The organism is Erythrobacter sp. SD-21, from assembly GCF_000181515.1.
GTDB lineage: Bacteria > Pseudomonadota > Alphaproteobacteria > Sphingomonadales > Sphingomonadaceae > Qipengyuania.
In genome coordinates, this window is the sequence record NZ_ABCG01000006.1 from 88296 (window position 1) to 101134 (window position 12839).

Sequence of the window (12839 nt, forward strand, 5' to 3'; positions counted from 1 at the left end):
TAAAGCAAAAGGCCCTCCCGGCGCGAACCGGGAGGGCCTTTTCGTTTGCGGAAGCCAGAGCGCTTTAGCGCATGCGCACCGCGATATATTGCGGCGAACCGCCACGGCGCTGCACCCGCAGCAGGACCGCATCGCGATCGTCGGACTGCGCGCCGCGGACGATCTTTTCCAGGTCTTCCACTGCAACGATCGGGTTGTAGTTCGCTGTCAGCAGGATGTCCCCGCGGCGCAGACCCTTGCGCGCTGCGTCCGAGTTCTGGTCGACCGACGCAACCACCAGGCCGCGGGTGCCGGCATCTGCACCCAGTTGGCGGGCGATTGCAGGCGTCAGCTCGAGAACCTGCAGGCCGAGGCTGTTCTCGATCACCTCGTTGTCGCTCGGCGCCATGTCGTCTTCCGGCTCAGCGTCGGGATCGAACATCTGGCTCTGGCGAAGCTCTTCCTCGCTCGGACGTTTGCCGACGGTGACGTTGATCTGGCGGCGCTGGCCATCGCGGATGACTTCGACCGGAATGGTCGTGCCCGGCGCAATATTGGCGACGAGGTAGGACAGTGTCTGGTCGGGCGTGACCTCGCGGCCGTTGACCGTAAGCACGATATCGCCCGGCTCGATGCCCGCACGCGCGGCGGCTTCGCCCGGCTGGACCATCTGCACTATCTCGCCGCGGTTACGCGCCAAGCCGAGCGAGGCGGCGACATCGTCGTTCACCGGCTGAATCTGGATGCCGAGATAGCCACGCTCGATCTCGACACCGCGGACCAGCTTGTCGACGATGGGCTCGGCCGTTTCGGCGGGGATCGCAAAACCGATGCCCACGCTGCCGCCGGTCGGCGAGATGATGGCGTTGTTGATGCCGATCACATTGCCCTGCATGTCGAACAGCGGACCGCCCGAGTTACCGCGGTTGATGCTGGCATCGGTCTGGAGGTAGCGGTCGTAAGCGCCGCCACCCGCGCTACGCAGCACGCTGGAAACGATGCCGCTGGTGACCGTGCCGCCCAGGCCGAAGGGGTTACCGATGGCAATCACCCAGTCGCCCACGCGCGCCTGGCGCGAATCGCCGAAGGTCACGAAGGGAAAGGCCTCGCGTCGGCTGATCTTGAGCACGGCAAGGTCGGACTGCGAGTCGGTGCCCACGACTTCGGCTTCGTATTCGTTGCCGTCGGGAAGGGTGACGGTCACCTCTTCCAGCTCGGCGCGCTGGCCGGGAGGGTTCACCACGTGGTTGTTGGTGACGACATAGCCATCGGCCGAGATGATGAAGCCCGAACCCAGCGACTGGCCTTCGCGGAACTGCGGTTCGGCATCCCCGCTTTCGCCGCGCCGCTGGTTGAAGAGGTCTTCGAACGGCGTGCCCGCGAAGGGATTGGTGTTGCGGCTCGCAATCTCGATCCGCTGGCGGGTGGAGATGTTGACCACCGCCGGCTGCAATTGTTCGGTCAGGTCGGCGAAACTTTCGGGCGCGCCGGCGCGGGGTACCACGCGGGCCATCTGGCTGTCGTCGTTCTGGGCGACCTGCGCTCCGGCCGGGAACCCGGCAAGGGAAAGGGCGGCGCCACCGGCAAGGAGGGTGGCGGTTACGGAATAGGCATATCGCACTGGCTTCACGTCCTTCTCAGTATCCTCGTAAAATTGTCGCGGGCGAGGGCCCCTGCATATCGTATGCAGCCCCACGCCTGCGGTTCCGGTTCCTCATGCTGGCCCCGCGCGCTGAACGCGTCTTGAACGGCCTGATCGCGGGACGGAATGCTTCGACGAAGCGTCAACGCCGTCCGCGGAACTGCTGCAGGTACTCGTTATCGGGCGAGAGGATGATGCTGCTAGCCGCATCGCCGTTCTCGGCCGCAAAGGTCGCATCGTAGCTCTGCATCGCGCGATAGAAGTCGTAGAAGTTCGCGTCCTTGCCGAATGCGTCGGCATAAATGCGCGCGGCTTCCGCGTCCGCTTCGGCGCGAATGATGCGGGCATCGCGTCCGCCTTGCGCGCGGATCGTGCGCGCTTCGCGCTGGCGATCCGATTCCATCCGGGTGAAGGCCGATTGCAGCGGCGCTTCGGGAAGGTCGGTGCGGGTGATCTGCACGTCCACCACCTCGGCCCCGTATTGCTGGGCTTGGCGATCGAGATTGGCGCGCACGTTCTGCAGCGCAGAGCCGCGTTCGGCGGTCAGCATGGCTTGGAAGGTGCGGCGACCCAATTCCTGGCGCAGTACCGAGTTCAGGATCGGCTCGAGCGCGGTGCGCACGCCTTCCGTGGAGCCGGCGCGTTCGACCATGCGCACGGGATCGGTGATCCGGAAGCGCGCATAGGCGTTGACGAGCAGCCGCTGCTGGTCGTTCGAAAGGACTTCCTCGTCGTTCATTTCGAGGTCCAGCAGGCGCTTTTCGATCCGCACGACCTTGTCGACGAAGGGCCAGCGCCAGTGCAGGCCCGCGCCCATGTTGCCATCCGGCGTGTTGATCGTGCCGACCGGTTCACCGGTGCGCACGATGACGACCTGCTCTTCCTCGGGCACGACATAGGCGCTCAGCATCAGCGCCACGAGCGCGAGGCCGGCCGCGATGATCGAATAGCGGTGATCTTCCCAGATACGCTGCATCTTACTGTCCTCCCGGCGCGGTCACGGTGGTGGCGGGGCCTTCGGTCTGCTGCGCCCGGCGCCGGATTTCGGGAAGCGGGAGGTAGGGCGTCACGCCCGTGGCTTCCACGATGGTCTTGTCGGTTTTCGAAAGCACACGCTCCATGGTCTCGTAATAGAGACGCTGGCGGGTCACTTCGGGGGCGAGGCGATACTGTTCGTAAACCTTGTCGAAGGCTTCGGCCTCACCCTGTGCCTGCGCGAGCACCTGCTGGGCATAGCCCTGCGCCTGATTGCGCGCGGCGTCGGCGTTCTGTTCGGCCACCTGCACATCGCGGAAGGCGTCGACCACCTGACCCGGCGGGTCGGCCTTTTCGATTTCCACACCCAGCACGCGGATGCCGGCCTGATACCCATCGAGCGTGCGCTGCATGCGCTCGCGCACATCGAGTTCGATTGCGGCGCGGCCCTGTCCCGAGAAGGTCTCGTCTAGTTGCTTTTCGGCAACCGCGGCACGCATGGCCGCTTCGGCGACTTCGTTCACCGTTTCGATCGGATCGACCACGCGAAACTTGTAATCGCCGAGGTCCTTGATGTTCCAGCGCACGATATAGCTCAGATCGACGAGGTTCTGGTCGCCCGTCAGGATCAGCTTCACCTGGTTGTTGTTCCCCGGAATGCGCACCGCGCGAACGCCCTGCACATCTTCCACGTCGACCGTCTGGATCGGGAAGGGGGCGGAGAACTGGAGGCCCGAATCGAGCGTGTCCGTAAAATTGCCGAAGGTCTTCACCACGGCCTGCTGCTGCGGACCGATCAGGTGCACGCTTGTCGCCAGGAGGCCGAGCGCAATGATCCCGACCACGGCGACTGGGAACCAGCTCTTGCCGCCGGGGCGCTGGGGGAAGCGGAAATTGGGGCCGCCGCCACCACCGCCGCCCTTACGGCGCGGGCCTTCGGGGCCGCGGTTCCTGAAGATGTCTTCGATATTGGGGCCGCGACGTCCGTCGCCGCCGCCGGAGCCGGGGGGAAGCCAGGGGTTGCGCGGGCCGTTGCCCTTGTCGCCGCTTCCCTTGTCGCCCTTCGGCGCATCACCGTCACCGGAGCCCGACGAACCATCGCCGCCCGCGCCCCAGGGATTCTTGCCAGCCATTGCGAGGCCGATCCTTTGTCCAAACCCGTCCAGAATTTTCATAAGTGTCTTATAGGAAGGGTTTGGAGGAAAAACAGGGGTTGCGGTGCGCTTTTCGATGATACAGCAGCGCGATCCATGAGCCGCGCCGATTTTTCCGCCGATTTGCCGCCCGAAATTGCCGCCCGCGTTACCGGGTCGGTCCTCAACGAGGGGCGCGCCACTGTCGTGATGGACGTTGCCGGAGTGAGCGAGGACGCGCGCGGCGCGCTCGAACGGGCCGTGACCGAGGCGCTTTCCGGCCGCGCGGACGTTACCGATGTGCGCGTCGTCATGACGGCCGAGCGCAAGGGGCCGATGATCATCGTCGTGGGTTCGGGCAAGGGCGGTGTGGGCAAGTCCACACTGACCGCCAACCTCGCCATCTCGCTGGCGAAGAAGGGCGTGAAGGTCGGTCTCGTCGATGCCGATATCTATGGGCCTTCGCAGCCGGTGATCTTCGGCAGCCAGGGCACGCGGCCGGATGCGCGCGACAACAAGCCGGTGCCGATCGAGAGCAAGTACGGCGTCCCGCACCTTTCGATGGGGCACCTCGTCACCCCCGGCAAGGCGCTGGCTTGGCGCGGTCCGATGGCCTCGGGCGCGATCACGCAATTGCTCGAAGCGCACTGGAGCAGCGAGACCGAGGTGCTGCTGGTCGACCTGCCGCCGGGCACGGGCGATGTGCAGCTGACCATGATCCAGAAATTCAAGCCTGCCGGAGCAGTGCTGGTTTCCACGCCGCAGGACCTGGCGCTGATCGACGCCGCGCGCGCCGGGCAGTTGTTCGACACGGCGGGCGTTCCGGTCATCGGGCTGGTCGAGAACATGTCGGGCTATGCCTGCCCCCATTGCGGCGAGGTTTCCGACCCCTTCGGTGCGGGCGGGGTCGAGGCGGCTGCCGGGCGTTTGGAACTGCCTTTCCTCGGGCGCATCCCCCTCGATATGGCGATCCGGCAGGGCAGCGACACGGGCGATCCCCCGGCGGCGGGCGACGGGCCGATGGCCGAACCCTTCCACGCCATTGCGACACGGCTGGATGAATGGATCTCCGCGAGAAGCTGAGCGCCCTTCCGGTCTCGCGCCGCAAGCTCCTGGCGGGCGCAGCGGCAGGCGGGGGATTGCTCCTCGCCTGGACCTTCTGGCCGCGCGCCTATCCCAGCCCGCTCATCGCGCGCGAGGGCGAGGCGCTGTTTGGCGGCTGGATGACCATCGGGCAGGACGGCGTGGTCAGCGTTGCCGTACCGCAGCTCGAAATGGGGCAGGGCGTCGGCACGCTGCTCGCCCAGATCGCCGCGACCGAACTTGGCGCGGACTGGCGGCAGGTGGGGATCGAACCCGTCGCCCCGGCGGGCTTCTTCGCCAACCTCCCGCTGGCCGCCCAGTGGTCGCCGCTATGGGAGGGCCTGTTCGGCGCAAGCGACGATCCGCAGGGCAGCACCGTCGCCCGCTTCGCCCGCACCCGGGACTTCTCCGTCACCGCGGCAGGGACCAGCCTCGCCGCTTACGAAATGCCCTTGCGCGAAGCGGCAGCCAGCGCGCGCGACATGCTGGTGCGCGCTGCCGCCGATCGCTGGGAGGTGGAACCGGAGGAATGCGAGGTCGCCGACGGCTTCGTCATCCATCAGGAACGCCGCCTGCCCTTTGGCGCGCTGGTGGACGAGGCGGCGGAACTGGATCTGCCTGATCCGGCACCCTTGCGGCCCATGCCCGCTTTCGAGGAACCGCTGCCGGGCGAGGGTGAGACGCCGACCATCTTCCCCCGGCTCGATCTGCCGTCCAAGGTCGACGGCAGCCATATCTTCGCCGCCGACATCCGCCTGCCGGGCATGGTCTACGCTTCGATCCGCCACGGTCCGCACGGCCTGCCCGAACTGCTGCGCTTCAACGAGGACGCGGCGGCAGGCACGCGCGGGCTGGTCGGCGTGGTCAAATCGAAGCGCTGGCTCGCCGCGGTGGCCGAAAGCTGGTGGATTGCCGACCAGGCATTGTCGAAGATGCGTCCCTATTTCACCGGGCCGGGCGCGGTCGAGCAGGTAGCCTTCGATACCGCGATGGAACGCGCTCGCGAAGACGCGGGCGACCGGGCGGAGCGGATCGAGACGATCGGCGAACCCGATTCCCTTATCGGTGAGGCACAGGTGATGCGCCGCTACGATGTCGCGCCCGCCCTCCACGCGCCGCTCGAGACCGCTTCCGCGACCGCGCGGCTGGCCGACGGGCGGCTCGAACTGTGGATCGCCTCGCAGGCTCCAGCGGCGGCACGCGATGCGGCGGCCAGGGCCATCGGTCTGTCACCCTCCGACGTAATCCTTTATCCCGTCTCGGCAGGCGGCAGTTTCGATGCGCGGCTGGAGAAGCAGCACGCGATCGAGGTCGCGCAGATCGCCGCCGAGATCGGGCGACCGGTCCAGCTCACATGGTCGCGCGCGCAGGACCTGCAGATGGTGCCGCCGCGCGCCCCGGTTTTGGGCGAGATCAGCGCCACGATTGGTCCGCAGGGCCAGCCCGTGGCGTGGCGCGCGCGGATCACCGCGCCCTCGTGGATGCGCGAAACCGGCCATCGCCTCTTCGACAATTACGTGCCCGAAGCTGCGCGGCGCGAGAGCGTGGGAGAGGCCGATCCCTTCGCAGTCGAGGGCGCCGTGCCCCCCTATACCATCGCCCATGTCGCCACCGAACACGTTCCCGCGCGCATCGGCCTGCCGACCGGAAGGATGCGCGGCGGGGCGCATGGCTACACCGCCTTCTTTACCGAGTGCTTCGTCGACGAACTGGCGCGCAACGCCGGACGCGATCCCTTCCTCTATCGCATGGCGATGCTGGGCGGCGCACCGCGCATGGCCGAGGCGTTGCGCCGCGCCACGCGGCTGGGGGACTGGGACGGCGGCCAGTCCGGCTCCGGCGAGGGCGTCGCCATGGTCCGCATGGGCCGCGATCCGCTGTCCGCAGGGCACATCGCCTGTGTTGCCCACGTACGCCGCGGCGAGGGCGGGATCGCGGTGACGCAACTGAGCGCGGTGGCCGACATCGGCCGTGTGGTGAACCTCGACCTTGCCCGCCAGCAGATCGAGGGCGGGCTTCTCTATGGTCTCGGCCTCGCGCTGGGGGCGCCGCTGACCTTCGACAGCGGCCATCCCGTGCCGCGCACGCTGGGCGAGATGCGCCTGCCGGGCTTGGCCGAAGTGCCCGACATGCGGATCGATCTCGTCGCCAGCGATGCCGAGCCCTTCGATCCCGGCGAACTGGGCGTGGCGGTCGCAGGCCCGGCGGTCGCCAACGCGCTCTTTGCCTTGACGGGCGAGCGTTCTTACCGTTTGCCGGTTTCTCTATGACCTGGCAGCCGCAGAACCTTCCCGCAGACCACCCCCCGGTGAAGTCCGGCAGCGTGGGCGTCCTCATCGTCAACCTCGGCACGCCCGACGCGCCCGAGCCGGGGCCGGTGAAGCGCTATCTCGCCGAATTTCTCTCCGACAGGCGCGTGGTGGAGATCCCGCCGATCGCCTGGCAGCCGATCCTGCGCGGCATCATCCTCAACACGCGGCCGAAGAAGAGCGCGCACGCTTACAGCCAAGTCTGGACCGAGGACGGCTCGCCTCTCGCCGTCATCACGCGCCAGCAGGCCGAGGCCATGCAGGTGCGGCTGGGCGATGGCGTCACGGTCGACTGGGCGATGCGCTATGGCACGCCCTCGATCCCGGAGCGCTTGAAGGCGCTGATGGACAAGGGCTGCGAGCGCATCTTGCTCGCCCCGATGTACCCGCAATATTCGGGCGCGACGACGGCGACGGTTGTGGACAAGGCTGGGGAAGCCCTAGGGAAGATGCGTTGGCAACCTTCCTTGCGCACCCTGCCGCCCTATCACGATGATCCGGCCTATATCGACGCGCTGGAAGCGGACCTCACCCGCCAGCTGAGCGCGCTCGACTTCGAGCCGGAGGTCCTGCTCCTGAGCTTCCACGGCATGCCCGAGCGCACGCTGCACCTCGGCGATCCTTATCACTGCCACTGCATGAAAACCTCGCGCCTGCTGCAGGCGCGCCTAGACGGCCGGCGGTTTCGCATTCGCACTACCTTCCAGTCCCGCTTCGGGCGCGCGAAATGGCTGGAGCCAGCCACCGATCACGTCATCGCCGAGGAAGCGGCCAAGGGCACGAAACGCATGGCAATCGCCGCGCCGGGCTTTTCTGCCGACTGTCTCGAAACGCTGGAAGAGCTGGCGATGCAGGGCCGCGACCAGTTTATCGAGGAAGGCGGCGAGAAATTTGCCGCGCTCTCCTGTCTCAACACTTCGGATGCGGGCCTCGTCATGCTGGAGACACTTCTCCGGCGCGAAATTTCCGGCTGGATTTAGATTGCTAATTGCTACTTAACTCTTGCCTTGGCATAGTCGGCCCATGGCAACTCTCGCAGCACACGACCCGATCCCCACCCACTGGACTGAGGGTGCCCCCTCAGCAGTCGATCTCGCCCACATCCCGGGCGAAGGCGGCTGGCCCTTGGTCGGCAACACCTTGAAGATGCTGAAGGACCCGCACGCCTTCACGCGGCGCATGGTTGAAATTTATGGCCGGGTGTACAAGAACAAGGCGTTCGGCGGCTGGAACGTCGGCCTGATCGGGGCCGATGCGAACGAGCTGCTGCTGTTCGACCGGAACAAGAACTTCTCCTCCGAGCAGGGCTGGGGCCCGATCCTCGACCAGCTGTTCCCGCGCGGGCTGATGCTGATGGATTTCGACCATCACCGTGCCGATCGGCGCGCGCTGTCGATCGCCTTCAAGCCGGGCCCGATGCGCCATTATTCTGGCAGTCTCAACCGCGGCATCGCGCAGAAGGTGGAGGATTGGGGCGAAGGTCCGATGCAGTTCTACCCTGCGATCAAGACGCTAACGCTCGATTTGGCCGCGGACAGCTTCATCGGGATCGAATGGGGGCCGGAAGCGGACAAGATCAACACCGCCTTTATCGACATGGTGCAGGCCTCGGTGGCGCCGGTGCGCAAGCCCTTGCCCTTCACGCAGATGAAGCGCGGCGTGGACGGCCGCAAATTCCTCGTCGATTTCTTTACCGCCGAAACCCACCGCCGCCGCGCCGAGGGCGGGGGGCAGGACATGTTCAGCCAGTTTGCCACCGCCGAGTATGAGGACGGCAGCCTCATGCCGGTCGACGAAGTGGTCGACCATATGAACTTCCTGATGATGGCGGCGCACGACACGATCACCAGTTCGGCGACCTCGCTGATCTGGCTGCTCGCCAAGCATCCCGACTGGCAGGAAAAGCTGCGGCAGGAAGTGGAGAGCGTGACCGGCGGCATCGGCGCGGACGGGCGCCCGCGCGATCTCGATTATGACGACATGGGCAAGCTCGAACTGCTCGAAATGGCTTTCAAGGAAGCGCTGCGGATGGTCCCGCCCGTGCCCTCGACCCCGCGCCGCGCGCTGCGCGAATTCGAGTTCGGCGGTTATCGTATCCCGGCCGGGACGCATGTCGGCATCAACGCCTATTTCGTGCATCACGAGGAAGAGAATTGGGACAACCCCCATGCCTTCGACCCGATGCACTTTACGCCGGAAAAGGTGAAGGCGCGGCACAAATACGCATGGGTGCCCTTCGGCGGCGGCGCGCATATGTGCCTTGGCCTGCACTTTGCTTATATGCAGGTGAAGATCCTGATGGCGCAGCTCCTGCCGCGCTATCGCATCGAACTGGTGCAGGAGCCGGACTGGCAGCCCTGGCCGATCCCCAAGCCGCGCGACGGCCTGAGGATTTCGCTCAAGGCGATCTAGCTAGAAATCAATCGCGATGCCGTCCTTCACCCAGTCGCCATAGCGCGTCGGACTGAGGTCTTCCTCGTTGTCGACCTTTTGCGGCTTGGGCGGCGGTTCGCTGCTCCAGTGTTCGGGCTTCTCGAATGTCTCGGGCCGCTTGGTCGCGCGTTTTGCCTGTCCTGAGCGTGTCGAATGGGTCATGGCTCTAGAATGCGCAGGCTGGCGCAGGGTTTCAAGTGCGGGTAGGGGCGCATGGCAATGGCACAGCCCCCCGGAATTCACGCGCGCCGCGCCGCGCTTCGTTTGCTCGATGCTGTCTTCCGGCGCGGCGAGACGCTCGACATCGCTTTCAACGCAGCGACGAAGGATGTGCGCAAGTTCGAGGACAAGGCGCTCGCCCGCGCCATCACGAGCGAAGTGCTGCGCTGGCTGGTCGATCTCGATAGAGGCATTGACAGCGCGACGAAGAAAGCGCTGCCGGATGATTCCAAGGCGCGCATGGTGCTGCGCATGATGCTGGCCCAGTGGCTGCGGCTCGACACTCCGCCGCATGCCGTGATCGCGACCTGCCTGCCGCTGCTGGCGGGCGGTCCGCGGCGGCTGGCGCATGGTGTCTTTTCCACCCTCACAAAGCGCGAAATTGCGCTCCCTGAATCGCCCACCCTGCCCGAAGACGTTGCGCAGCGCTGGGGCGAGCGGGCCGAAGCAATCGCGCGGGGCCTCGCCGAACCGCCGCCGCTCGACCTCACGCTGAAGGATCCTGACCAGACTGAGATCTGGAAGACCAGGCTCGCCGCCGACAGCCTGACGCCCGGCCACCTGCGCCTGCCGCGCGGGGAGAATGTCGAGAAGCTGCCCGGGTTCGCGGAAGGTGAGTGGTGGGTGCAGGACCTCGCCGCCTCTCTGCCCGTGCGCCTGCTAGGGGCAGGCGAGGGGCGCCATGTCCTCGACCTGTGCGCCGCGCCCGGTGGCAAGACGCTCCAGCTGGCCGCGCAGGGCTGGCAGGTCACCTCGCTCGATATCTCGAAACGGCGGCTCGACCTGCTCAAGGTGAATCTCAAGCGAACCGGTCTAAAGGCTTCCGCCGTGCGCGCCGACGCGCTCGCGTGGGAGCCCAAGCACCAGTTCGACGCGATCCTGCTCGATGCGCCCTGCACGGCGACCGGGACGGCGCGGCGGCACCCCGACGTCATCCACCGGATCGGCCAGCGCCAGATCGAGGAGATGGCGGAACTCCAGGCCTCGCTGCTCGCCCGCGCCGCCGGATGGCTCAAGCCCGGAGGGGTCCTTGTCTACGCGACCTGCTCACTCGAACGCGAAGAAGGCGAGGGGCAGGAACTACCCTCCAGCCTCGGAATCGCGCCTATTGCCCAGGACGATTTGCCCGATGGCATCAACCCTTCGGACGACGGCACCCTGCGCACCGACCCGGGAATGCTGCTCGAAAACGGGGGAATCGATGGATTCTTCATCGTCCGGGCGATCCGCACGGATTGATTTGCGGCACAAATAGGGCAGGGTGCGGCTCAACTCGTCGCACCCCCGGCCCGAACCGCCCCCTGCCGGCCCAGCCTGAAAGCTTCGTTCATTTTCGTGAAAGGCCGCTGGCAACAGCTAGGCCCTCGTTAGTTCGACCGTGGGCTCTTTCGGCCTGCATATACGTTAAGCCTATCAGGTAGACATTCCATAACCGGACCACCCATCCCTGGGTGACCGGACATGATGCCGATACCCCCCATCCGGCGTCGCATAATCTAGGAGTACCCCAAGTGACTGCATTTACGAAAACCGCAGGTATCCCCCTCCTGCTTTCCGCCCTGGCCCTTCCGCTCGCAGCCCCGGTTGCCGCCCAGGACAGCACCGACATCGACGTTTACGGTTCGGCTCTGACCGAAGGCCCTGAAGTTGAAGGCATCATCACCGCACGCAGCGGCGACAGGATCCAGGTCACGATGGAAAACGGCCAGAACACAACGATCATCGTCGATGAAGGCACCGAAGTTAAGGCCACCGGCGGCTTCCTCGGCCTCGGCAGCAAGACGCTGCGCACCGACCAGCTGATGAATGGCCTGCCGGTCGAAGTCGAAACCCTGCAGTTCCAGGGCGGTCTCGTCGCCAAGCAGGTCAAGCTCAAGGCGAGCGACATGGAAACCGCTGCGATGATCCGCGGTGCGACTCAGCAGCAGTTCGCCGAACACCGCGCCGACATCGACGCCAACGCCGCCGCTGCCGAAGCCTTGAAGGGCCGCATGGCGAACATCGACCAGTACAACGTCCGCGGCGTGACCAATGTCTATTTCGACAGCGGCAAGTGGAACATCTCGCCGGAAGGCCAGCGCGAGATCTGCGACATCGCTTCGCAGGCCGAAGCCATGGACAACGCTCTCCTGCTTGTCGTCGGCTACACCGACTCGGATGGTAACGAAGACTACAACCAGGTCCTCTCGGAGCGCCGTGCAGGCCGCGTCGTGAACTACCTGCAGCAAAAGTGTGGCTGGCAGCCCTGGCGCATGCTGACCCCGACCGGCATGTCCGAATCGGATCCGGCTGCAGACAACAGCACTCCCGAAGGCAAGGCGCAGAACCGCCGCGTTTCGGTGAACATCCTCGTCAGCAAGGCCACCGAAGAAGGCTGAGCCTGACCAAAGAACAAAAAGAAGGGGCGGCCTTTCGCGGGCCGCCCCTTCTTTGTTAGGCGTCGTCCTTGAGATACTTCTGGAAGCTCTTCCGCAGCTTCATCAGCTTGGGCGGGATGACCGCGAGGCAATAGGGGTTCCGCTGGCCTTCGCCCTCCCAGTATTCCTGGTGATAGTCTTCCGCCGGATACCATTCACCGGTCTCGATTGTTGTCACCGCGCTCTGGCCGGGGTGCTCCTCGTTCCAGCGGGCGATGGCGGCCTCGGCGGCTTCGCGCTGGTCTTCGGCGGGGAAGATGGCGCTGCGGTATTGCGTACCGACATCGTTGCCCTGCCGGTTCAATTGGGTCGGATCATGCGTGCCCATGAACACATCGAGAATCTGCTCTAGGCCGATCTGGTCCGCATCATAGGTGACGCGCACGCCCTCGGCATGGCCGGTGTTGCCGGTGCAGACTTCCTTGTAGGTCGGATTTGGCTGGTCGCCGCCGATATAGCCGCTTTCGACGCCGGTCACGCCGATCACATCCTTCATAACTGCTTCGGTGCACCAGAAGCATCCGCCTGCGACGATAACCTGTTCCTGAGCCATGTTTTTCTCCTTTGCCGCGCCATGTAGGAAGCGCAGGCACGCTTGTCATCGCCTGCGCGCACGGGCAGGAGGGCATCAATCGTTTCACAAGGGGAG

The 12839-nt window shown here is 65.7% G+C and carries 11 protein-coding genes; 6 read left to right on the forward strand and 5 right to left on the reverse strand.

Annotation, left to right across the window (positions count from 1 at the left end):
* Nucleotides 1-64: 64 nt before the first annotated feature.
* The 3 genes from ED21_RS10850 to hflK form a co-directional block, all read right to left on the reverse strand.
* The gene (locus ED21_RS10850; protein ID WP_006833952.1) at nucleotides 65-1600 is read right to left on the reverse strand and encodes a Do family serine endopeptidase; all 1536 of its coding nucleotides are present in this window, start codon (nucleotides 1598-1600) and stop codon (nucleotides 65-67) included.
* A gap of 163 nt (nucleotides 1601-1763) precedes the next feature.
* Nucleotides 1764-2597: a protease modulator HflC gene (gene hflC / locus ED21_RS10855; protein ID WP_006833953.1), complete on the reverse strand. Its 834-nt coding sequence runs from the start codon at nucleotides 2595-2597 to the stop codon at nucleotides 1764-1766.
* Nucleotide 2598: 1 nt separating this feature from the next.
* The gene (gene hflK / locus ED21_RS10860; RefSeq protein WP_034922424.1) at nucleotides 2599-3729 is read right to left on the reverse strand and encodes a protease modulator HflK; all 1131 of its coding nucleotides are present in this window, start codon (nucleotides 3727-3729) and stop codon (nucleotides 2599-2601) included.
* 117 nt (nucleotides 3730-3846) lie between these two features.
* On the opposite strand from hflK, the gene ED21_RS10865 reads away from it, so the two are divergent.
* Genes ED21_RS10865 through ED21_RS10880 form a run of 4 tightly spaced genes read left to right on the forward strand, consistent with a single transcriptional unit; the run spans nucleotide 3847 to nucleotide 9533 of the window.
* Nucleotides 3847-4812 carry an Mrp/NBP35 family ATP-binding protein gene (locus ED21_RS10865; protein WP_006833955.1) on the forward strand — a complete coding sequence of 322 codons (966 nt, stop codon included), beginning with the start codon at nucleotides 3847-3849 and terminating at the stop codon, nucleotides 4810-4812.
* Complete coding sequence (locus ED21_RS10870) at nucleotides 4791-7082, forward strand: molybdopterin cofactor-binding domain-containing protein (RefSeq protein ID WP_006833956.1); 2292 nt, start codon at nucleotides 4791-4793, stop codon at nucleotides 7080-7082. The genes ED21_RS10865 and ED21_RS10870 overlap by 22 nt, the downstream gene beginning before the upstream one ends.
* Nucleotides 7079-8101 (forward strand): ferrochelatase, encoded by a 1023-nt coding sequence (hemH, locus tag ED21_RS10875; protein ID WP_006833957.1) that lies wholly within the window; start codon nucleotides 7079-7081, stop codon nucleotides 8099-8101. Before ED21_RS10870 ends, hemH begins: the two co-directional genes overlap by 4 nt.
* Before the next feature lie 43 nt (nucleotides 8102-8144).
* Entirely contained in the window at nucleotides 8145-9533 is a 1389-nt protein-coding gene (locus ED21_RS10880) for a cytochrome P450 (protein ID WP_006833958.1), read from the forward strand.
* On the opposite strand, the gene ED21_RS10885 is transcribed toward ED21_RS10880, so the two are convergent.
* On the reverse strand, nucleotides 9534-9716 hold the full coding sequence (locus ED21_RS10885) for a DUF1674 domain-containing protein (protein ID WP_006833959.1): 183 nt from the start codon (nucleotides 9714-9716) through the stop codon (nucleotides 9534-9536).
* 51 nt (nucleotides 9717-9767) lie between these two features.
* Here ED21_RS10885 and ED21_RS10890 point away from each other — a divergent pair, with 51 nt between their 5' ends.
* Together ED21_RS10890 and ED21_RS10895 are read left to right on the forward strand one after the other, a co-directional pair.
* Nucleotides 9768-11012, forward strand: a complete 1245-nt coding sequence (locus tag ED21_RS10890) for an RsmB/NOP family class I SAM-dependent RNA methyltransferase (RefSeq protein ID WP_006833960.1) — start codon at nucleotides 9768-9770, stop codon at nucleotides 11010-11012.
* Nucleotides 11013-11284: 272 nt separating this feature from the next.
* Nucleotides 11285-12151 carry an OmpA family protein gene (locus tag ED21_RS10895; protein ID WP_006833961.1) on the forward strand — a complete coding sequence of 289 codons (867 nt, stop codon included), beginning with the start codon at nucleotides 11285-11287 and terminating at the stop codon, nucleotides 12149-12151.
* Nucleotides 12152-12206: 55 nt separating this feature from the next.
* Here the strand turns inward: ED21_RS10895 and msrA are convergent, their stop codons facing one another.
* Nucleotides 12207-12743, reverse strand: coding sequence for a peptide-methionine (S)-S-oxide reductase MsrA (gene msrA, locus ED21_RS10900; RefSeq protein WP_006833962.1), 537 nt, complete (start codon nucleotides 12741-12743; stop codon nucleotides 12207-12209).
* Between the last annotated feature and the right edge of the window lie 96 nt (nucleotides 12744-12839).